This window comes from Nocardia sp. NPDC051833 (genome assembly GCF_040681225.1).
Classification (GTDB): Bacteria; Actinomycetota; Actinomycetes; order Mycobacteriales; family Mycobacteriaceae; genus Nocardia.
The window spans coordinates 136,830-157,318 of record NZ_JBFAYK010000001.1 but is presented as its reverse complement, the minus strand read 5'-3'; the positions used below and the strand labels follow the sequence as shown (position 1 = coordinate 157,318).

The following is a 20,489-nucleotide window of genomic DNA, read 5'->3' as shown; positions in this document are numbered from 1 at the left end:
GCCGCCGGTGGTGTACAAACGTGTGTCGGCGTCGAAGTGTTTGTGGCACAACACCTTTACAGTGGGAGAAAGGCACCCGATGAGCATGATCCTCCTCGCCGTGCAGGACACGTACGGCACCGTCCTGGCCCAGGTGGGTAATCCGACCCCGGAAGCTCCCCCCGGTTCGGAGAAGATCCTGCAGCTGGTGCGGTATCTCACCTGGTTCGTGCTGCTGTCGGGCATCTGCGGTATCACCTACGCCGGCGGCAAGTTCGCCTGGGAGCGCTGGACCGGTGGTGGCCTCGAGTCGCCGAAGATGGTGGCGGGCGCCATGATCGGCGGCGTCGTCGCGACCAGCGCGGGCACCATCATGAACGCGGTCATCGGTACGTGATCACCGTGTTCGCCTACAAGCAGATCCCGGCCGACGTGCTGGCGCCCATGATGCAGCTGCTCAACTGGCTGCTCTGGTTCGTCCTGCTGTCGTGCCTGGCCTGGATGATCCTGTCGGCAGGCCGGCTGTGGATCGCCTTCCGCTCCGACCTGGCGGTCAACGACGCCTCGCACGGTGTCCTGATGAGCCTGCTCGGTGCCGCGGTGGCCAGTACCGCGTCCGCGATCGCGCTGGCGTTCCTGCCGGCGTGAGGGGGAGCACCATGACACGGCCGGTCGCGGTCGGTATCGCGTTGCTGGCCGCGGCGGTGGGCTGCGGCCGCGGCGGCGATACCGGCCCCGATCTGTCCGCCGCTCCGACCGGGGTGCGCTGGCAGGACTACCAGGGCATCGCCCTGCCCCAGTCCGACCAGGGCCCCGCCTCGGTGACCCAGGGCGCCGCAACGGGTTTCGAGCACTCCCCGCGCGGCGCCGGGCTGGCGGCACTGACGCACACCATCCGGTTGTCGGTGGCGCCCGACAACCAGTGGGCCACCGTGGTGAATCAGGAACTGGTGCCGGGACCGGCCCGCGACGAGTGGGCGATCAACCGGGTGCAGTTGTCGATCACCGGGCCCGCCGCGCCCGAGTACGCGCCGAGATTGTTGGGCTACAAAATTACCGAATACCGTGACGAACAGTCCCGAGTCGATGTCTACACCGAATATTCGGACAGATCACGCGCCGTGAACCACACCACGGTGGGCTGGTACGGCGGAGACTGGCGACTGCAGTTACCCGATCCACAATCCACCGACCGACCCGTCGACGCGATCGATGAACTACCCACCGACATCGTGGCATTGGAGGCACCACAGTGAGCGTGAAGGAGCCGGGCGCGCGCGACCGCGCTTCTTTCGGCATGATCGCCTCGGGTGCGCTGCTCGCCCTGATCCTGGTCGTCGGCGCGGTCGTGTACTTCACCAGCAGTGGTGGCGCCGAGGAGGACGCCGCGCCCCCGCCCGCGCAGGCCGCGGGCGGAACGGGGTTCGCCGATCCCGAGGTCGACCTGTTCGGCAGGCGGGTGGACGTGCCGAACAATCCGGCGGGACAGCCGCTGGCACAGGACGAGTCGATCCAGCGCTCGCCGGTGGATTCGGACTGGCTGACCGCCGCGCCCGAGGGCACGACCAAACCGCACGGCTGGCAACGGGTCTACGGCGCGTCGGTGCCGTTCTCCACCTCCGACGGCCCGGCCCGGATCGAGGACGGTCTGGCCGTCGGCTACGCGCGCACCCCGCAGGGCGCCGCGCTGGCCGCCGCGCAGATCACCTACCGGCTCAACGCCAGGCCCGCCGACCGTTCGCTGTACGTGACACAGGTGCGGGTCAGCACCGCGCAGCTGGCCGCCTACGACTCGGCGCTGTCGAGCGACCGGCTGCCGAAGCAGCAGCCGGAGAAGGTGACCCGCTATTTCGTGGCGTCGGACGCGTTCAAGATCGATGACTACGCCGACGACATGGCGATCGTGCGGCTCGCCTCGCGCGGGCCGGTGATCGACGGAAAGCAGTTGTATGCCGCCATGCGGATGATCGTGGTGTGGGACGCGGGCGACTGGCGGCTCAAGCCGTCGTCGACGACCAACACCCAGACGGAATACGTGGAATCGCTGGCGGGGTGGACGAAATGGTGAGCATCGGTGTACAGCAGCACAGCCCGGATCGATTCCCTGCGGACCATCGAGGGGTGCCAACAATGCTGAGGCGAATACTCACAATCGTCGCGGTGATCTTCACCGTGATGATCGCGACGCCGACCGTGGCCTACGGCCAGACCTACGGCTTCGACCAGGCGTGCAACGAACTGCACGACACGCTCGACGGTGTCGCCATTCCCGGGATCTCCCTGGGCGACGCGGCCTCGGCGGTGTGCAAGGCGGGCAACGCCGCCTCGCATCCGGGCGACGCGGCCACCGCGGTCAAGGACAAGGCGTGGGACTCCACCTTCGGCAAGGTGGTCGACTCCCTGATGAAGGGTCTCGGCGAGGCCCTGATCCTGGCGCTGACCTTCTGGATGAAGGTGCCCAACGAGGCGGTGAGCGACTCCGGCGCCCTGTTCACCAAGATCAACGACTACACCTATCAGATCCAGATGCTGTTGCTGATCGCGTCGGTGATCATCACCGGCGGGCGATTGGCCGAGGCCAGACGCGGGGCAGCGGTGAGCGAGGCCGCCGAATCGTTCCGGTTGTTCGCCCGGGTCGTGTTCAGCTCGTGGATGCTCGGCGCGGTGATCGTCGCGGGCACCCGGGCCTCGGACAAGTTCTCGGAGTGGATCATCCAGGACGCCACCGGCGGCAATGCCAAGAACATGGCCGAGCTGATGGTGAAGACGTCCAAGTTGCAGGCGTTCTCGCCCGGTCTGGTGCTGATCATCGCGATCGTCGGCCTGCTCGGCGCGCTCGCCCAGATCGTGCTGGCCATCGTGCGGCAGGGTCTGCTGGTGGTCGCCGCCGGCGTGCTGCCGCTGGCCGCGGCCGCGTCGGCGACCGGGACGGGCAAGCAGTCGTATCAGAAGCTGGTCGGCTGGATCATCGCGTTCATGCTGTTCAAGCCGGTGGCGGCGATCGTGTACATGATCGCGTTCACCACCGCGGGACACGTCGACGAGACCACCACCTCGGGCGGGCTGCCGGAAGGTGAACAGGCACAGCGGATGCTGGTCGCGCTGGTGCTGCTGTGCAGCGTCGCGTTCGTGCTGCCCGCGCTGATGCGCCTGGTGGCGCCCGCGGTCGCGACGGTCGGCACCGGCGGTTCGGGTCTGATGGTGGCCGGTGGTACCGCGGTCGGCGCGATGGCGCTCGGTGCGATCGGCACCAAGGCGGTCGCCTCGCGGCCCGCGGCGGCGCCCGGTTCGGCAGGCTACTTCGGCAGCGGCGGCTCGGGCCCGCGGCCCGGCGGTGCCGGTGGTGCGGGCGGCGGCGCGCCGCGCGGCCCGGCCCCGACGCCGCCACCGCGCGGCGGTGGTTCGGCGCAGGCGGCACCCAGTTCGGGCTCGGTACCCTCGGGCGCGGCCCGCAACGTCGTCGCCGCGCGCGCCGCGGCGGGCAGCGCGGCCCGCGCCGATCAGGCGGCGGGCGACCTCGCCGGTGACCGCTGGGCGAATCGTTCACCCGACCTCGGCAGGAGCACGATCCCGCGATGACCACCACCTCGACCGACACCTACGAGCGGCGCTCGTACGGGCTGTGGCAGAAGCCGCGCAGCGCGGGCCTTTTCGGCCTGCGCTGGGAAGAGACCGTGATCGGTTTCGTCGTGGTGATCACCGCCCTGATCAGCGCCATGGTCGGTGGGTTCAAATGGGGTTTCGTCGTCGGCGGCCTCGGCGCGCTGGTGATGGTGCCCCTGGTGTGGCGGACGGGGGGCCGTTCGGGCTACGAGACGGGATTGATGATGTTCAACTGGATGCGCTCGCGCCGCAACGGCGAGCACGTGTACCGCGGCGGCCGGTTCTCCCGGATCCCCGGCGGCGTCACCAAGCTGCCGGGGCTGCTCGCGCCGTCGAAGCTCTACGAGGGCATCGACGCGGGCGGTTACCACTTCGGGATGATCCACCTGCCCGCCTTCGCGCAGTACACCGTGGTGCTGCGGGCCTGGCCGCAGGGCCACGAGGCGGTCGACCAGCCGGTGATCGACCGCTGGGTCGCCGCGTGGGGCACCTTCCTCGCCTCGGTCGGCCAGACCAGCGACATCGTCGCGGTGGTGCCGGTGATCGACACCGTGCCCGAGACCGGCAACCGGCTGCTCAACGAGGTCTCCACGATCACCCGCCCGGAGGCGCCGGACCTGGCCCAGCAGGTGATGTACGAGCTGGCCACCGAATTGCCGCAGGAGCGGGTGCAATTGCTGCCGCGCGTGGCGATCACCTTCAAGGCCACCACCGCCGAGCGGCGCAAGAACCCGGCCGAGGAGGCCGTGGAGATCGGGCGCAGGCTGCCCGGCATCTGCGCGGCGCTGGCCGAGGCGGGCGTGCGGGCGCAGCCGATGTCGGCGGAGGAGGTCATCTCCTTCATCCGCCGCAGCTACGACCCGGCCGCGCAGGCCGATCTCGAGGTCGCCGCCGCCGATCCCGGCGGGCACGGCCTGGGCTGGGACGACGCGGGTCCGGTCTCGCACGACGAGAAGTGGGATCACCTGATCCACGACGGTGGCCGCTCGGTCACCTGGGAGATGGACGCGGCGCCGGAGGGCGCGGTCGACGAGCGGGTGCTGCAGCGACTGCTCGCGCCGAATCCCGAAGTGCCGCGCAAGCGCATCGCGATCGTCTACCGGCCGCACTCGGCCGCCGACGCCGCCGAGATCGTCGACGACGACTTCAAGAACGCGCTCGTGGCGCAGCAGAGCGAACGCGGTGTCGTCTCGGCCGCCGCGACACTGCGGGTCGGCGCGACCCAGCAGGCTCGCGAGGAACAGGCCCGCGGGCACGGTGTGACCCGCTTCGGCGCGCTGGTGACGATCACCGAGCCGCTGCGCGGCGACCTGCCGCGCATCGAGGCCATCACCCGCGACCTCTCGACGCAGGCCCGGCTCAAGATCCGGCGTTGCTACCGCTACCAGGCCGCGGCGTTCGCGGCCTCCCTCGGTTGCGGCGTCATCCTGCCCGAGCACGCGACCATTCCGAAGGCATTGGCGGGGTGAGGCGATCATGGGACGCGACTTCGACGACATCGCGCTACGGCCCGTTCATCGGCCGCCCCGGATCCGCGGGGAGCGCGAACCACGACCGGCCGGGAGCGCGTCGCGCGTGAGCGACGAGGTGCTCGGCCTGGAGGAGCGCACCGAACGCGCCGAACGGGAGTCGGCGCGCGGTAGCTCCGTGGCCGACGAGCACGCCGAGCGCGAGCGCCGTCCGCGCGAGGGCAGGCCCCGCACCGGGGAACCGGGCGGCCGCTCCCGCGCGGACGAGCCGCGTCGGCCCGCCGCCGAGCGCGCGCAGCACGACGAGGACCACCGCAGGTCGCGCGCGGACGACGACCACCGCAGGCCGCGCACCGGCGAGAACCGCAGGCCGCGCGAGGACGACCAGCGCGCCCGCCGGGACGAGCCGCGCGCGGGCCGTGGCGAGCGACCAGCGACGGGGGAGCGCCGACCGCGCGGTCCGCGTCCCGATATCGACCGCGCCGCCAAGGCCAGGATCGACCGTGGCCTGCGCGCCGAGGACCACGGGCCGCGGCTGGACCACGAACGCGCGATGGATCCGCGCCGCAAGCCACGTCCGGCCGAGCCGAGCGCCTTCACCAAGGCGCCGCGCCCGGTGCGGGCCGACCGGCCCGACGACGCCGCCGACCGGGCGATGGGCACCGGCCGCGCGGCCAAGTCGCGCAACCGGTCCGACCGGCGCGGCCAGTCCGGGCCCTCGCTGCTCGACGACGCCACTCGCGCCCGCTACGAGATGATCGCCCGCGAGCAGTCGGGACTGCGCGCGGCCTGGGCGACCTTCCGCATCCACACCGACGACCTGCGCCGCAACAACGCGCAGGCGCGCACCGAGGCGGTCGTCAACGACGGATTCGACCGCACCACCGCGGAATTGACCGATCGCGGCTACTCGGGTCCCGGCGGCGGCAAGATGAACGTCGTCGGCCGGCCGGTCGAGTACCGGGCCACCACCGCCCAGGTCGCCGGTCTGTGGCCGTGGTCGGTGGGCGCCGGCGCGCCGCTGATCGGCACCCCGCTCGGCTCGCACCTGCACACCGGCGCGCCGGTCTGCTTCGACCCGATGAACTGGTTCATGCGCGGCAGCTTCATCACCGCGCCGAGCCTGTTCGTGCTCGGCCTCAACGGTTTCGGCAAGTCCTCGCTGGTGCGCCGGATCGTGCTGGGCGGTATCGCCCAGGGCATCACCCCGCTGATCCTGGCCGACGTGAAGCCCGACTACCGCAAGATGGTCGAGCTCGTCGGCGGTCAGGTGATCGACCTCGGCTACGGCCACGGCAAGCTGAACCCGCTCGCGGCGGGTGTGCTCGGCTCGGTGGTGCCCCGGCTCGGGGAGTTCCCCGCGCTGCAACGCCAGGTGCTGCAGGACCTGCGGGCCCGCCAGGTGACGCTCATCGCGGGCCTGGTGGAACTGGTCCGCGGCGCGCGGGTGGCCGACTTCGAGGAGACGCTGATCGCGACCGCGCTGCGCATCCTCTACCAGCCGGGCAGCGGCTACGCCCCCGACAAGCCGCCGATCATGGAGAACCTGCTCGAGGTGATCGTCGGCGGCGGCGCGGAACTCATGCTCGACGCCGGCGCCGACAACGAGGACGAGTACCAGAACGCGATCAAGAACCTGCGGCGTTCGCTGCGCGCGCTCACCCAGGGCCCGTTCGGCGCGATCTTCAACGGCCAGACCACCGTGCCGATCGACACCGGCGCCGTCGCGGTGTGCATCGACGTCTCGCACATCCCCACCGGCGACAAGAAGCTCAAAGCCGCGGTGATGCTGGCCTGCTGGGCCGACGGCTTCGCCTCGGTCGAGGCCGCGCACGTGCTGGCCGACGCGAAACTCGGTCCGCAGCGCTATTTCCAGGTGGTGATGGACGAGCTGTGGCAGGTGCTCGGCCTCGGCGACTTCATGGTCGACCGGGTCGACGAACTGACCCGCCTGCAGCGCGGCCTGGCCACCGCGCTGATCATGATCAGCCACACCATCAAGGACCTGCAGGCGCTCGGTTCCGACGCCGCCATCGCCAAGGCGATCGGCTTCCTGGAACGCGCGCGCGCCAAGATCTTCGGCGCCCTGCCCGCCGAGGAGATCAGCAGGCTCGACTCGACGGTGCCGTTCACCGCCGCCGAGCAGGAGATGGTCACCGGCTGGTCGGCGCCCCAGGCCCTCACGGGGGAGGCGCTCAAACCCGGTCAGCAACGGCCGTCGCCGCCCGGTACCGGCAAGTTCCTGCTCAAAATCGGTGAGGATCGCCGCCCCGGCATCCCCTTCCACATGGAGTTCACGGTGTCGGAGAAGGAAAGCGGAATCCACGACACGAACCAGCGGTTCAGCGAGTTCGGCGACAATCCGCGCGGAGCGCCCGACCCGTCGGCGGACGGGGGCGCGCAATGATGCCGCACCGGTCCTACCGCCGGGTCTCGCCCGAGGTGCGCGACGCCGCGGTCGCCCAGGTCGTCGCGCTGACCGACAAGCTGCGCAGCGAATCCGAGGCGTGCCGGGTCGTCGCCGAACAGATCGGTGTGCACGCCAATTCGGTGCGCAACTGGGTGCGCGCGGCCGAGGGCCCGAGCCTGGAGCGGATGGACGCGACCGCGCTGCGCCGCAAGGTGGCGCTGCTGCAACAGCAGCTCGCCGCCGCGGCCGAGATGAACCGCACGCTCGCCGACACGCTCAACGAAACCCGGCGCCGCACGTGATCACCGCCGCGGCGGACCCGGATCCCGGCGCCCGGCGCGGAACGCCAGGAGGCGGCCGGTGAATGCCCGCACGATGCTGATGTCGGCGCTGGGCTCGGTCATCGGGCTGATCGCGCTCGTGCTGGTCATCGTGCTGCCCTCCTCGGACGAGACCTGCGAGACCACCGGCGTGCTGAGCGGTTCGGCGGCGCCGACCCTGCCGCCGCTGGGCGGTGCGGCGACCGGCGATTCCCGGGCCGCCGGGTCCACCACGCCGACCGCCACGTCGAATCCGGCCGTCACCGGCACGCCGTCGCTGGCCGCCGGCGTCGGTCCGCTGCGCCGGACGCTGCCGCTCGAGGTCGGCACCTTCACCATCTCCGATGTGTTCGGTTCGCGCGGCGGCGATCACAAGGGCATCGACATGGCCGCCGCCGACGGGACCACGATCTACTCGGTGTCCGACGGCCGGGTCGTGGCCGCCGGTCCCGCGTCGGGTTTCGGCAACTGGATCGTCGTCGACTCGGTCGACACCAACGGCCGCGCCTTCTCCGCCGTCTACGGCCACATGTGGGACCGCGGCGTGAAGGTGCGCACGGGGGAGACCGTGACCGCGGGACAGCCGATCGGGATGGTCGGCTCGGCCGGCGAATCCAGCGGCCCGCACCTGCATTTCGAGATCGTCCCCGGTGGCCGCTTCACCGGCGGCCGTCAGATCGATCCGATGCCGTGGCTCGACGGCGCGCCGACCCCGGATGTCGGTGGCGCGCGGGCCTTCTCGACCGACGCGAACTGCGTGCGCGGCTTCGGCAGCGCCGGTGGCGCGCTCGCCGACGGGAAGGTGCCCGCGGAGCTGGAGATCTGGTACCGCAGGGCGGGCACGGTGTGCCCGGAGATCTCGTCCTCGCTGCTGGCCGCGCAGGCCAAGCAGGAGTCGGGGTTCCGGCGCGGGCTCACCTCGCCCGCCGGTGCGCAGGGCCTGGCGCAGTTCCTGCCCGGCACCGCGGTCAGCATCAATCCCGACGACGGCAAGCCGTATGTCATCGATGCCGACGGCAACGGCACGGCCAGCGTCTGGGACGACGGCGACGCGATCATCGGCCAGGCTCGCTACATGTGCGCGATCGCGCACAAGATCGCGGGCTGGATGGCCGCGGGCAAGGTCTCCGGTGACCTGCCCGCGCTCACCCTGGCCGGGTACAACGCCGGTGAGGGCGCGGTGCTCGCCTCGGGCGGGATGCCCAATCAGTATGCGGCGCACTACTCCGAGACCCGGCCGTACGTCACCAACATTCTGTCGATGGAGCCGCAGTACCGCGCGCCCGGCGCGCAGGGCCGGTTCACGCCCGAACCGGGCGGTGGCGGGGCACAGATCGTCGAGGCCGCGCACGACTGGCTGGGCATGCCGTACGTCTGGGGTGGCGGTGGCGTCCAGGGCCCGAGCAGTGGCGGTTTCGACGCGCCGGGCCTGACCGCCGCCGCGGTGTTCGCGGCGTCCTCGGGCGCGATCACCTTGCCGGGCACCGCCGAACAGCAGTGGGAGTCGGGCCGTGAGGTGCCGATCTCGAAGGTGTCCGCCGGTGACCTGGTGTTCAGCGGTTTCGGGCCGAAGGGGCCGTCGAAGGTGGGGATCTACGCGGGCGACGGTCAGGTGATCCAGGCGGTGCCGCCGTCGAGCAGCGGTGGCGGCGGTGGCGTCACCGAGGTGGCGGTGCCGGGCGACGCGCGGGCGAGGAGGGTGTTGTGACCACACGTCCCTCGACACCGGGGATAACCTGGTGGGAGAGAACACGAATCCGCACAATTCCGGCGGTGATGCTCGTGGCGGTCCTGCTCCCGGTCGCCGCTTGCGGCGGCGATCCCGATGCCGCGCGCCCGGACTCGGCGACCTCGACCACCCGGCTGCTCGACGCCGCGGCCACGGTCGACCCGACCACGGCCGACGGGGTCGCGGTCGTGGCCCTGCGGGAGATCTACACCTGGAACCCGGCCACCGAGCAACCGGGCGATTCCCTGCAACGCGCGCGAAAATGGCTGGGTCCCAGCATGATACGTATGCTGGACAGTTCGACGGGAACCACCGACACGCCGAAACCGTCGCTGCAGTGGGCGGACTGGGCGAAGGCGAAGGCGCACGTCGAGGCATTCGCCTTCGCCTCCGGGGAGCAGGCGCCGGCGAGCGCGGATCCCGCGGTGGCGCAGTACAAGATCGGCATCGAGCAGACGGTCGTCTACCCGAACGGGCGGTCCGAGGCCCTCCCACCGGGCACGGTCATCGCGACCGTGGTGCAGACGCCGCAAGGCTGGCGCCTCGACGCGTTCCGCTGAGCACCCACCACCATCCGACAAGGTCCACAAGGAGGCACACGTGGCGAAGAAGAAGGTGACGGATCCGGCCGCGGTCGGACCCGACACGACGCTGATCCTGATCGTGTTCGGCTTTGCGACGCTGATCACCCTCGCCGTCGCGCTGCACCTGGGCAACGCGCTGTCGGTGGTGCCGCAGAACATTCCGGCCAACCCGATCGCGGTGGTCGCCGATCTCGCGCGCGGCAAACTGCACTGGCCGCGCGCGTCCACGGTGATCGTGCTGCTGGTGATCGCCGCGGCCATCGCCTACGTGGTGGTCCGCAAGCAGATGAAGAAGCGCGCGGTCAAGGGCAGGCTGTCGATCGACGACAAGGCCGACCACATGGGCAGTGGCAGTGCCATCGCCTCGATCACCGAGGCGGGGGTGCGGCAGAAGGCGGTCGATCTCGGTGTGCGGCTGGGCAGCAACGACGCGCCCGGTGTGCCGATCGGTGTGGCCGTCGCCGACGGGTCGCCGCTCTACGGCTCCTACGAGGACCTGCATCTCGACATCTGGGGCCCACGCCAGGGCAAGTCCACCTCGCGGGTGATCCCGGCGATCCTGTCGGCCATCGGCCCGGTGCTGACCACCTCGAACAAGCGCGACGTGGTCGACGCGACCCGGAATGTGCGCGAGGCCAAGGGCAGCGCGACCTTCGTGTTCGACCCGCAGGGCGTGGCAGGCGAACGGCCGGTGTGGTTCTGGGATCCGCTGGCCTGGGTCGACCACCGCAAGGAGGGCTGCGAGATGCGGGCGGCCCGGCTGGCGGGCCACTTCGCCGACGCCGAGAGCGGCGGCGCCGACAACACCGACAGCTTCTTCGATCCCGAGGCCGAGGACCTGCTCGCCGGGTTGTTCCTGGCCGCCGCGATCGCGGGCAAGCCGATCACCCAGGTGTGGGAATGGGTGACCAACCCGCAGAACAGTGAGCCGATCGAGCATCTGCGCGGCGCCGGACACGACTTCACCGCCTCCGGCCTGGCGATGCAGTACAACGCCGAACAGCGCACCAAGAGCGGCATCTTCGGCACGGCCAAGAAGATGGTGCGCTGCCTGCAGATGTCGAATGTGCACCCGTGGATCACCCGTGGCAACGGCGACCGGCTGCAGTTCGACGAGCTCGAGTTCATCGAGCGCAACGGCACGCTGTACTGCCTGTCGCTGGAGGGCCGCGGGTCGGCCGCGCCACTGGTCAGCGCGCTGACCGAGGCCGTCATCGATGTGGCCATGCGCAAGGCCTCGCTGTCGTCCGGCGGTCGGCTGCCGATCCCGCTGCTGGCGGTGCTCGACGAGGCGGCCAATGTGGTGCGCTGGAAGGATCTGCCCAAGCAGTACAGCCACTTCGGCTCGCGCGGCATCGTCGTGATGACCGTGCTGCAGTCCTGGGCGCAGGGCGCGCGCTGCTGGGGTGACGCCGGGATGAGCGCGCTGTGGTCGGCGGCCAACATCAAGGTGCTCGGCAGCGGTGTCGATGACATGGCGTTCCTGCGTGACCGATCCGAGGCGATCGGCGAGTACGACTCCATCTCGCAGTCGATGTCGCAGTCGGGCAGCAGCAAGAGCTACTCGCGCTCGCTCAGTTCGTCGGTGACCTTCACCGCGCAGGGCCTGGCGACGTTGCCGCGCGGTCGCGCGGTGGTGTTCACCTCGGGTCAGCCCGCCGTGCTGGTCCGGACCGTGCCCTGGTGGGAGGGGGAGTACGCCGAGGCGGTCAAGCAGTCGATCGAGTACAACGATCCGACCCGCAAGACCCGCATCGACGATCTGATCGGAACGCCGGTGCTGTCGAATTCCACTCCGCCGGAGCAGTACGGCGACGTCGAGGAGGTCAAGCCCCTGTGAGCGACCAGAATTCGGGTGCTCGGGACATCGTGAACGGGTATCCCAACGTGTTCGACTTCGTGAACGACTACCTCAGCAGGGTGTACAGCAGGCAGGTCACCGATATCAGCGACACGGTGTGGTGCACGGAATGGTGGCGCCACCCCGAGGCCGCGGTCCGGCTGCACGCGCTGTGGCAGGCCTGGGAGCACTTCCGGCTGGAGGGCGGTCCCGGCATCAGTGTCTGGTTCCTCGACCACGCCGACCCGCATATGGCGAAGTTGTTCGATCCACGTGGGCCGTTCAAGTACTGCAGTGTTCGCAACGGCCACAAGGGAATGCTCGACCGGCTTCCGCTGGAGGATCAGGTCGGCGCGGACCGGGCGCAGTTCACCGATCCCGACGTGAACCGGACGATGGACAAGACCAAGCCGTTCTAGCCACGCTGATCGTCGGGGGCGCTACGGTCGCCCCCGACGACGCGGTGCTCGCGGTCGTGGGTCAGCGGCCGCGTTCGAGACCGCGCGGGTCGATCCCGCGTTCGATTCCGGAGCGCCGGGCGCCGGCGTTCGTCCGGCGGATCGCTTCCTCCGGCGAGATACCCTGCCCCATCTCGACCAGCATCCGAACTTCGGTCAATTCCGGTGCGACGCCAGCCCGTTCGAGATGGGCGGCGATGGCCGCGCGCCGTTCGACGGTGTCGTAGCCCACCTGGGGTGCGTTCCCGCCTGCCGCGGTGGCACTCGCCGCGAACGGGGAGGACGGGTCCTTCTCCAGCGTGAGCCCCCGCGGCTGGGCCGACTTCGAGCCGACCGACATCATCTGCACGAGTTCGATATTGCGCGGGTCCTTGGCCTTCAGATCACGGGCCTCGCGGACCTGCAGCTCGCGGGCTTCCTTCATCTTCGCCTCGACCGCCTTGGCGCGGGCCTCGGCCTCTTTCTGGCCGTGCTCCCGCGACTTGAGGGCGACCAGGGTGGCCATCTGCAGCATGGTGCGCATCATGGACGCCGTTTCGCTGCCGATGTCGTCGAGTTCCGCCATGACTGCTCCCCGATGCCGCTGTGGAAGTGGACAACTGAGCCTACCGCGCGAAGGACACGACTGTATGTCTGGCGGAGCCACGCAAGGGAGGTGTCGAGAAGTTTCGGTGGACATGGAGTGGCGAGGGAGAAAATACGGCGGTCGAGGCGGCCGGCCGGATGAACAATAGGATTGCCTTGCCTCTGATGATCTTCTGGCGGTGTCGGGGCCGGAAAACCGGAAACGGGCCGGACGCCGCGGTGGCGTCCGGCCCGTTTCGGGTGGGGCGAGGGGGTGTCAGCCCACCTTGACGGTGGTGAAGCTGATCGGCATCTTCGGCTTGCCGCCACCGGCCGACATGGAGCCGTCGTCGCCCGCGGCGCCGACCTTCTCCAGCGTCTTCAGGCCTGCCTCGTCGATGGTGCCGAAGATCGTGTACTTCGGCGGCAGGATGGTGTCGCCGTAGACCAGGAAGAACTGGCTGCCGTTGGTGCCCTCGGGTGTCAGGCCCGAGTTGGCCATCGCGATCACGCCACGCTTGTACTTGATCGGGCTGTTGAGCGCGGGATCGTTGTCCGGATCGGTCGTCGGGAACTGATCGGTCGGGTACTCGTTGGCGAAGCTGTAGCCGGGCCCGCCCATGCCGCTGGCGGTCGGGTCGCCGCACTGCAGCATCTCGAAGCCCTCCTCGGCCGAGATGCGGTGGCAGCTGGTCTTGTCGAAGTAGCCCTGCTGCGCCAGGCTCACGAAACTGTTGACGGTGCACGGCGATTCGGCACTGTCGAGCTCGAGGCCGATCGGGCCCTGGGTGGAGTCGATGGACACCTTGGTCTTCGGCGCGTCGGGGCCGGAGGCGACCGTGGTGGTGCTCGGCGGCGCCACCGGCTTGCTCGCGGGCTCGGCGCCGACCGGGTAGGCGCAGGTGACGGTGGCCGGCTTGGCGGCGACCGCGGGCGCGTCGGCGGCGGGGGGCAGCTCCCGCTTGCTGGTGGCGGAGGTGCTCGCGGTGGCCGAGGAATCCGCCTCGTCACCGCCCTTGGTGAGGAAGTACACGCCGGTCACCGCGGCGGCGACCACGATCACACCGAGTACCGAGCCCGCGATCACCAGGCGCTTGCGCTTCTTCTCCTGCTCGGCCCGTCGTTCCAGCTGGCGCTCCAGCTTGCGCTTGGCCGCCGCCCGTCGCTGTTCGTTGCTCGGCACTACCGCGTTCCTCCCGTGTTGTCGGATTCGTCTAGAGGGTAACCGGTTGGACTCGAGGGGCGCCTGTGGGGAAAACTGGATGATCGTGACCAAGACCAGCAGCTTCACCGCCCCGAAGGGGGTCCCGGATTACGTGCCGCCCGGCTCGGCCGAGTTCGTCGCCGTGCGCGACGGCTTGATCCACGCCGCCCGACTCGCCGGGTACGGGCACATCGAGCTGCCGGTATTCGAACAGACCGCCCTGTTCGCGCGTGGTGTCGGTGAGTCGACCGACGTGGTCAGCAAGGAGATGTGGACCTTCGCCGACCGCAACGGCGAGAGCTTCACCCTGCGCCCCGAAGGCACCGCCGGCGTGATGCGCGCGGTGATCCAGCACGGCCTGGACAAGAGCGGTCAGCTGCCGCTCAAGCTCTGCTACGCCGGTCCGTTCTTCCGCTACGAACGCCCGCAGGCCGGCCGGTACCGGCAGCTGCAGCAGGTGGGCATCGAGGCGATCGGTGTCGACGATCCCGCGCTGGACGCGGAGGTCATCGCGATCGCCGACGCCGGCTTCCGCGGCCTCGGCCTGGACGGGTTCCGCCTCGAGATCACCTCGCTGGGCGACGAGACCTGCCGCCCGCAGTACCGGGAACTGCTGCAGGAGTTCCTGCTCGGGCTGCCGCTCGACGAGGAGACCCGCCGCCGCGCCCAGATCAACCCGCTGCGCGTCCTCGACGACAAGCGGCCCGAGGTGCGCGAACTGACCGCGAACGCGCCGTTGATGATCGATCACCTCTCCGAGTCGGCGAAGACCCACTTCGAGCAGGTGCTCGCCCACCTCGACGCGCTGGGCGTGCCGTACGTGGTGAACCCGCGCATGGTCCGCGGCCTGGACTACTACACCAAGACGACCTTCGAATTCGTGCACGACCAGCTGGGCGCGCAGTCCGGCATCGGCGGCGGCGGTCGCTACGACGGGCTGATGGCCGAGCTGGGCGGGCAGCCGCTCTCGGGCATCGGCTTCGGGATCGGCGTCGACCGGACCGTGCTGGCCCTGGCGGCCGAGGGCAAGACCGCGGCCGACCCGGCGCGCTGCCAGGTCTACGGCATCGCGCTCGGTGACGCCGCCAAGGCGCGGCTGGTCGCGCTGGCCGGCGCGCTGCGCGGCGCGGGGATCAGCGTCGACCTGGCCTACGGCGGGCGCGGGATGAAGGGCGCGATGAAGGGCGCCGACCGCTCCGGCGCGACATTCACCCTGGTGCTGGGCGATCGCGATCTCGAGGAGAACTCGATCGGGGTCAAGGAGATGGCGACCGGCGAGCAGCGGCAGGTGCCGCTGGGCGAGGTCGTCGGCGTGCTGCGCACCGCGCTCGGCCACTGAGCCCGGCGGTCCGGGGCGCGGTAGTCTGACCGCGCCTCGGACCGGACCGGCCGGACCGGGTGGAGAGGGACATCGTGGACGGGGAGTCCGGGCGGGCGGCGACGGAACCGGTCGGCATCGACCTGGTCGCGCCCGAGATGTTCGCGCCCATGCTGCGCAGGCTCGCGCTGGCCGCGATCGGTGTCGGCGTCGGCGTGACGCTGCTGTCCGCGATCTGGTTGAGCTGGCCGTTCGCGATCGTCCTCGGACTGGTCGTCGCGGTGCCGACCATCGGCTATGTGTTCGCGTTCCGGCGCAGACGGATGTGGTTGAGCGGCACCGAGATCCACGCGCACCGGCTCTTCGGTACGCGGCGGATCGACCTCGCGGGCGCGACCGGTGTGCAGCTGCTGGTCTACCCGGGCAGGCTCAGCCGGATCGTGCTGAAGGTGACCGTGGGCGCCGAGATACAGGTGGTGCCGCTGGCGATGTACACCGATTCCGGCAGCGGCCGCGAACTGCATCTGCTCGGCCTGCGCAAGCTCGCCGACGCGCTGGCCGCCAGCGAGCTCGCCGCCGCCGTGGCCGTGTCGGAGGTCCTGGTGCAGCAGTTGCGGGCCGAGGCGCGCGATGCCGGGCTGGGGGAGCGGCCGCTGTATCGCGGCGTGCGGCTGGTCCGGGCCAAGGACGCGGTGTCGCCCGTGGTGCTGACCGACGCCGAGGTCGCCGAGCTCGTCTGAGCCGCGTGGTGTTCTGCCTCACGGATCCCCGTGCGGGGACTCCTGACTGATTAGCGTGGGAGGCGCCAGAGTCGTCCAGCGCGAGGAGTCGGTCGTGAGCAACCCAGCCAGCAGAACGCCGGTCACCGTCAGCGTCACCGGTGGCGCGGGCCAGATCGCCTACGGACTGCTGTTCCGGATCGCCGCGGGGGCGATGCTCGGGCACGACACCCCGGTGCGGTTGCGGCTGCTCGAGGTGCCCGCCGCGGTGCGCGCGCTGGAGGGTGTCGCGATGGAGCTCGAGGACGGCGCGTTCCCGCTGCTGTCCTCGATCGAGATCACCGACGATCCCTCGGCCGGATTCGACGGCGCGAGCGTGGCGCTGCTGGTCGGCGCGCGACCGCGCGGCCCCGGGATGGAACGCGGCGACCTGCTCGCCGCGAACGGCCCGATCTTCACCGGTCAGGGCGCCGCGATCAACGCGGTCGCGGCCTCGGACGTGCGGGTGCTGGTCGTCGGGAATCCCGCGAACACCAACGCCTACATCGCCATGCGCAACGCCCCCGACGTGCCCGCCGACCGCTTCACCGCGCTGACCCGCCTCGACCACAATCGCGCGATCGCCCAGCTGGCCGCGCGCACCGGCGCCCCGGCGGCCGACATCACCCGGATGGCGGTGTGGGGCAATCACTCCGCGACCCAGTTCCCCGACCTGACGCACGCCACCGTCGCGGGCAAACCCGCACCGGAACTGGTCGAGCCGGAGTGGGTGCGCGAGGTGTTCGTGCCGACCGTGCAGCAGCGCGGCACCGCGATCATCAAGGCGCGCGGCGCGTCCTCGGCCGCCAGCGCGGCCAGTGCCGCCATCGACCACATCCACGACTGGGTTCTCGGCACCCCCGCCGACGACTGGACCTCCATGGCGGTGCCCTCCGACGGCTCCTACGGCGTCCCGGCGGGCCTCGTGTGCTCGTTCCCGGTCACCTGCGCCGGTGGGCGGTACCGCATCGTCGACGATCTCGATCTCGACGACTACGCGCGGGCCAAGATCGACGCGGGTGTCGCCGAGTTGATCGCCGAACGCGACGCGGTCATCGATCTCGGCTTCGCCAAGGCGGACTGACGGCGGGCCTCACCCGAACAGCGCGAGCTGTTCGCTCGGCGGCACCGGCGCCGGTCCTGCCGGCACGGTCCGGCCCTGTGGTCGGCGCAGATCGTAGGCGGCCAGCAGCGGGTCGACCCGCTCGCGCAGCCAGGAGCTGTAGGCGGGCGTGACAGAGCCGCCGCGACCGTAGAGCTGACGGTAGCGGCGCACCAGCGCCGGATGTTCGGTGGCCAGCCAGCCGAGGAACCAGCCGCGCGTGCTGCCGCGCAGGTGCATGGCGAAGGCCGTGGCGCTGTCGGCGCCCGCGTCGGCGATCGCGGCGAACAGGGCGTCGAGGTGGGCGCGGCTGTCGGTCAGGCACGGGATGACCGGCGCCACCATGACATGCACGGCGAAGCCCGCGTCGGCCAGCGCACGGACCAGATCCAGGCGTGCGCGGGGTGCCGGGGTGCCCGGCTCCAGGCTGCGGTGCAGGTCCTGGTCGAGGATCGCGATCGAGACCGCCACGCTGACCGCCACCCGTCGCGACGCCGCGGTGAGCAGCGGCAGGTCCCGGCGCAGCAGCGGCCCCTTGGTGAGGATGGAGAACGGCGTCCCGGAATCGGCGAGGGCGCCGATGATGCCCGGCATCAGCCGGTAGCGGCCCTCGGCCCGCTGGTACGGATCGGTATTGGTGCCCAGCGCCACCGGTTCGCGCTGCCACGACCGCCGGGTCAGCTCCTTGCGCAGCACCGCCGCCACATTCGTCTTCACCACGATCTGCGAATCGAAGTCCTCGCCCGCGTCCAGTCCGAGGTATTCGTGACTGCCCCGGGCGAAGCAGTAGCGGCAGGCGTGCGAACACCCACGCATCGGGTTGATCGTCCAGCGGAACGGCAGCGTCGAACTCTCCGGCATCTTGTTCAGCGCGCTCTTGCACAGCACCTCGTGGAAGGTGATGCCGTCGAACTCGGGCGTCCGGACGGTGCGCACCAGCCCCGCCCGGGTCAGTCCGGGCAGGGCGCCGTCCTCGGCATCGAGTGCCTGCGCTTGCCACCGCATGCCCTGAGTCGAACATGTGTTCGAGGTGGTGTCAAGCCTGGCCGGTTCGGGCCGGGCGGCAGCGGCCAGCCCGCTGGTCCACACCGGCGTAAAATCGCAGGTGGCGGACCGTGTGGCCCCGCGATCCGCGATGTGGGTGACTCGGTGAGAAGTGGTCGATGGAAGGACCGTTGGTCGGTGCGGTCGTCGCTCAGCTCGTGCTCGGCCTGCTGTTTCCGGGTGCCGGCTCGGCACCCGCGGTGAGCTATGTCGCCCTCGGCGACTCCTATACCGCCGCGCCGGGTCTGCTCGATCCCGTGCCGGGGAGTCCGCCGCTGTGCACGCGATCCGCGCAGAACTATCCGCACCGGCTGGCGGCGGCGACCGGATGGGAACTCACCGATGTCAGCTGCGCCTCGGCGGCGACCGCGCACATGACCACGGCCCAATACGCCGATCAGCCACCGCAATTCGACGCGCTGTCGGCGCGGACGCGGGTGGTCAGCTATCAGGCGGGCGGCAACGACCGCAATCTGTTCCAGACCATGGTGCTCACCTGCTCGGCGCTCAACGCGGGGAACGTCGGTGCCGTCGGGGCGCCGTGTCGCGACAGCCAGGGTTCGCGATTCAGCGACGACATCGCGGCGGGCGAGCCCGCGATGGGCGCGGCGATCGGGCGGATCCGGGAGCTGGCACCGCACGCGCGGGTCTATGTCGTCGGCTATCCGGCGGTGCTGCCGGAAGCGGGGCACTGCTACCCGCAGATGCCGCTGAGCACGGGCGACGTCGACTACGCGCGGGGCATCGAACAAGAACTCAATGCCGCGCTGCGGCGCCAGGCCGAGGCCAACGGCGCGATCTACGTCGACATCTACACCTCGGCCATCGGGCACGACGCCTGCCGGGACCCCGCGTCCCGCTGGGTCGAACCCGTGCTGCCCGCGCAGGCGAACGCCACCCCGGTACACCCCAACGCCGCCGGACAGCAGGCCACCGCGGAGATCCTCCGCGCGGCCGTGACGGCGCCGGGGTGACCGGCACGCGGACTACGCGGTGCGCGGTGCGCGCAGGAAGTCGACCAGGTCGGCGACGGTCTCCTCGGTCGGGCGGGGGTGGTAGCCCAGCTCGCGTTCGGCCTTGCCGTGATCGACGATCGGGGCCGACAGGATCGCGCCGAGCGCCGCCTTGGACAGGATGTCGGAGCCGAGGCGCTTGCTGATCGGCTCGACCACCGGCAGCACGGCGCCGAGCGCCTTGGCCGGAATCGCGAACCGCGGGCCCTTGGCGCCGGAGCGCGCCGCGGCCATCCGGCACAGGTCGATCAGCTGGGTCATGTACCCGCCGAGCAGGTAGTTCTCGCCGGTGCGGCCCTTCTCGCCCGCCAGGATCAGGCCCTGCGCCACATCGCGCACGTCGACCAGATCGAAACCGCCGCCGATCATCACCGGCATCCGGCCGCGCATCGCCTCCGCGGCGGTGCGGTTGAGCCGGGACAGGTTCTTCGGGTTGTCGGCGGGGCCGTAGACGCCGGTCGGGTTCACGATCACCGCGTCGAGGCCGCGTTCGATGACCGGACGCAGCGCCTGCTCGCCCGCCCACTTGGACCGGTCGTAGACGGGCAGGCCCGGATCGGTGGAGCGCAGGGTGGTCTCGTCGATGTGCCCACCCGCGCGGTACTGGTCGAAGGCGTGGATCGAGCTGGTGTGCACGAACCGCCGGACGCCGGCCTCGAGCGCCGCCTCCGCGGTGACCCGCACGCCCTCGGTGTTGACCCGCCAGGCGAGGTCGTTCTTCTCGGCCAGCGTGATCAGCGCGACCAGGTGGTAGACCACCTCGGCGCCGTCGAGGGCGCCGCGCATCGACGCCGGATCGAGCACGTCACCGGACACCCAGGTGACGGCCGGATCGGACGTGGTCGGCGCAGCACGATCGATGGCCACCACTTCGTGGCCACGCTCGAGGAGCTGCGGGATCAGGTTGGTACCGAGGTAGCCGGCTGCGCCGGTCACTGCGACCTTCATTCCGCCGAGGATATAGAACATGTTCTAGTTTTGAAAGCGGATCGGGTGGATCGGAGCCGACACGGCTCGAACGAGGTCGGGGTGTTCGGTTATATTTGGCGCACACTGCGCCTTCGCGCGGGCGCGTAGGGAGTTCCGCGGCCGCC

The 20,489-nt window shown here is 70.6% G+C and carries 20 protein-coding genes; 16 read left to right on the top strand and 4 right to left on the bottom strand.

The window, feature by feature from the left end; genetic code table 11:
• Positions 1 to 79: 79 nt before the first annotated feature.
• The 12 genes from AB0L91_RS00770 (at position 80) to AB0L91_RS00715 (ending at position 12,353) form a co-directional block, all read left to right on the top strand.
• Positions 80 to 376, top strand: coding sequence for a hypothetical protein (locus tag AB0L91_RS00770; protein ID WP_022566424.1), 297 nt, complete (start codon positions 80 to 82; stop codon positions 374 to 376).
• Positions 373 to 627 (top strand): hypothetical protein, encoded by a 255-nt coding sequence (locus tag AB0L91_RS00765; RefSeq protein WP_218716423.1) that lies wholly within the window; start codon positions 373 to 375, stop codon positions 625 to 627. Before AB0L91_RS00770 ends, AB0L91_RS00765 begins: the two co-directional genes overlap by 4 nt.
• An 11-nt stretch (positions 628 to 638) precedes the next feature.
• Positions 639 to 1,235: a hypothetical protein gene (locus AB0L91_RS00760; RefSeq protein WP_355277214.1), complete on the top strand. Its 597-nt coding sequence runs from the start codon at positions 639 to 641 to the stop codon at positions 1,233 to 1,235.
• Complete coding sequence (locus tag AB0L91_RS00755) at positions 1,232 to 2,047, top strand: hypothetical protein (protein ID WP_355277211.1); 816 nt, start codon at positions 1,232 to 1,234, stop codon at positions 2,045 to 2,047. Before AB0L91_RS00760 ends, AB0L91_RS00755 begins: the two co-directional genes overlap by 4 nt.
• Positions 2,048 to 2,139: 92 nt before the next feature.
• Positions 2,140 to 3,558, top strand: a complete 1,419-nt coding sequence (locus AB0L91_RS00750; protein ID WP_365006773.1) for a hypothetical protein — start codon at positions 2,140 to 2,142, stop codon at positions 3,556 to 3,558.
• The gene (locus AB0L91_RS00745) at positions 3,555 to 5,051 is read left to right on the top strand and encodes an SCO6880 family protein (protein WP_357345000.1); all 1,497 of its coding nucleotides are present in this window, start codon (positions 3,555 to 3,557) and stop codon (positions 5,049 to 5,051) included. The genes AB0L91_RS00750 and AB0L91_RS00745 overlap by 4 nt, the downstream gene beginning before the upstream one ends.
• A 7-nt stretch (positions 5,052 to 5,058) precedes the next feature.
• Complete coding sequence (locus AB0L91_RS00740; RefSeq protein ID WP_365006772.1) at positions 5,059 to 7,458, top strand: hypothetical protein; 2,400 nt, start codon at positions 5,059 to 5,061, stop codon at positions 7,456 to 7,458.
• Positions 7,455 to 7,763 (top strand): transposase, encoded by a 309-nt coding sequence (locus AB0L91_RS00735; RefSeq protein WP_218717193.1) that lies wholly within the window; start codon positions 7,455 to 7,457, stop codon positions 7,761 to 7,763. Before AB0L91_RS00740 ends, AB0L91_RS00735 begins: the two co-directional genes overlap by 4 nt.
• Before the next feature lie 58 nt (positions 7,764 to 7,821).
• Positions 7,822 to 9,489, top strand: a complete 1,668-nt coding sequence (locus tag AB0L91_RS00730; protein WP_357345004.1) for a peptidoglycan DD-metalloendopeptidase family protein — start codon at positions 7,822 to 7,824, stop codon at positions 9,487 to 9,489.
• Between the two features lie 68 nt (positions 9,490 to 9,557).
• Positions 9,558 to 10,070 (top strand): hypothetical protein, encoded by a 513-nt coding sequence (locus AB0L91_RS00725; RefSeq protein ID WP_365011126.1) that lies wholly within the window; start codon positions 9,558 to 9,560, stop codon positions 10,068 to 10,070.
• Between the two features lie 40 nt (positions 10,071 to 10,110).
• Complete coding sequence (locus AB0L91_RS00720; protein ID WP_357345006.1) at positions 10,111 to 11,934, top strand: TraM recognition domain-containing protein; 1,824 nt, start codon at positions 10,111 to 10,113, stop codon at positions 11,932 to 11,934.
• Positions 11,931 to 12,353, top strand: coding sequence for a DUF4913 domain-containing protein (locus AB0L91_RS00715; RefSeq protein ID WP_355281501.1), 423 nt, complete (start codon positions 11,931 to 11,933; stop codon positions 12,351 to 12,353). Before AB0L91_RS00720 ends, AB0L91_RS00715 begins: the two co-directional genes overlap by 4 nt.
• A 61-nt stretch (positions 12,354 to 12,414) precedes the next feature.
• On the opposite strand, the gene AB0L91_RS00710 is transcribed toward AB0L91_RS00715, so the two are convergent.
• Complete coding sequence (locus AB0L91_RS00710) at positions 12,415 to 12,957, bottom strand: hypothetical protein (protein WP_355281498.1); 543 nt, start codon at positions 12,955 to 12,957, stop codon at positions 12,415 to 12,417.
• A gap of 276 nt (positions 12,958 to 13,233) precedes the next feature.
• Positions 13,234 to 14,139: a peptidylprolyl isomerase gene (locus AB0L91_RS00705; RefSeq protein ID WP_355281496.1), complete on the bottom strand. Its 906-nt coding sequence runs from the start codon at positions 14,137 to 14,139 to the stop codon at positions 13,234 to 13,236.
• An 85-nt stretch (positions 14,140 to 14,224) separates the two neighbouring features.
• Between AB0L91_RS00705 and hisS the strand changes: the two genes are divergently transcribed.
• The 3 genes from hisS (at position 14,225) to AB0L91_RS00690 (ending at position 17,320) form a co-directional block, all read left to right on the top strand.
• Entirely contained in the window at positions 14,225 to 15,499 is a 1,275-nt protein-coding gene (hisS, locus tag AB0L91_RS00700) for a histidine--tRNA ligase (protein ID WP_355281538.1), read from the top strand.
• A gap of 74 nt (positions 15,500 to 15,573) precedes the next feature.
• A complete protein-coding gene (locus tag AB0L91_RS00695) occupies positions 15,574 to 16,218 on the top strand; it encodes a hypothetical protein (protein WP_357345012.1) in 645 nt (214 codons plus the stop codon).
• A gap of 94 nt (positions 16,219 to 16,312) precedes the next feature.
• Entirely contained in the window at positions 16,313 to 17,320 is a 1,008-nt protein-coding gene (locus AB0L91_RS00690; RefSeq protein ID WP_365006771.1) for a malate dehydrogenase, read from the top strand.
• A 9-nt stretch (positions 17,321 to 17,329) separates the two neighbouring features.
• Here AB0L91_RS00690 and AB0L91_RS00685 read toward each other — a convergent pair whose 3' ends face one another.
• Positions 17,330 to 18,343 carry an Rv2578c family radical SAM protein gene (locus AB0L91_RS00685; protein ID WP_365006770.1) on the bottom strand — a complete coding sequence of 338 codons (1,014 nt, stop codon included), beginning with the start codon at positions 18,341 to 18,343 and terminating at the stop codon, positions 17,330 to 17,332.
• Between the two features lie 158 nt (positions 18,344 to 18,501).
• On the opposite strand from AB0L91_RS00685, the gene AB0L91_RS00680 reads away from it, so the two are divergent.
• Positions 18,502 to 19,356, top strand: a complete 855-nt coding sequence (locus AB0L91_RS00680; protein WP_365006769.1) for an SGNH/GDSL hydrolase family protein — start codon at positions 18,502 to 18,504, stop codon at positions 19,354 to 19,356.
• A gap of 12 nt (positions 19,357 to 19,368) precedes the next feature.
• On the opposite strand, the gene AB0L91_RS00675 is transcribed toward AB0L91_RS00680, so the two are convergent.
• Entirely contained in the window at positions 19,369 to 20,343 is a 975-nt protein-coding gene (locus AB0L91_RS00675; protein ID WP_357345020.1) for an NAD-dependent epimerase/dehydratase family protein, read from the bottom strand.
• Positions 20,344 to 20,489: the final 146 nt, after the last annotated feature.

What these genes read in the sequence shown, in the direction of transcription:
- AB0L91_RS00710 (WP_355281498.1), bottom strand. Translation starts at nt 12,957, where the DNA reads ATGGCGGAACTCGACGACATCGGCAGCGAAACGGCGTCCATGATGCGC.
- AB0L91_RS00675 (WP_357345020.1), bottom strand. Translation starts at nt 20,343, where the DNA reads ATGAAGGTCGCAGTGACCGGCGCAGCCGGCTACCTCGGTACCAACCTG.
- AB0L91_RS00725 (WP_365011126.1), top strand. Translation starts at nt 9,558, where the DNA reads ATGCTCGTGGCGGTCCTGCTCCCGGTCGCCGCTTGCGGCGGCGATCCC.
- AB0L91_RS00735 (WP_218717193.1), top strand. Translation starts at nt 7,455, where the DNA reads ATGATGCCGCACCGGTCCTACCGCCGGGTCTCGCCCGAGGTGCGCGAC.
- AB0L91_RS00745 (WP_357345000.1), top strand. Translation starts at nt 3,555, where the DNA reads ATGACCACCACCTCGACCGACACCTACGAGCGGCGCTCGTACGGGCTG.
- AB0L91_RS00680 (WP_365006769.1), top strand. Translation starts at nt 18,502, where the DNA reads ATGGAAGGACCGTTGGTCGGTGCGGTCGTCGCTCAGCTCGTGCTCGGC.
- AB0L91_RS00685 (WP_365006770.1), bottom strand. Translation starts at nt 18,343, where the DNA reads ATGCGGTGGCAAGCGCAGGCACTCGATGCCGAGGACGGCGCCCTGCCC.
- AB0L91_RS00770 (WP_022566424.1), top strand. Translation starts at nt 80, where the DNA reads ATGAGCATGATCCTCCTCGCCGTGCAGGACACGTACGGCACCGTCCTG.
- AB0L91_RS00740 (WP_365006772.1), top strand. Translation starts at nt 5,059, where the DNA reads ATGGGACGCGACTTCGACGACATCGCGCTACGGCCCGTTCATCGGCCG.
- AB0L91_RS00760 (WP_355277214.1), top strand. Translation starts at nt 639, where the DNA reads ATGACACGGCCGGTCGCGGTCGGTATCGCGTTGCTGGCCGCGGCGGTG.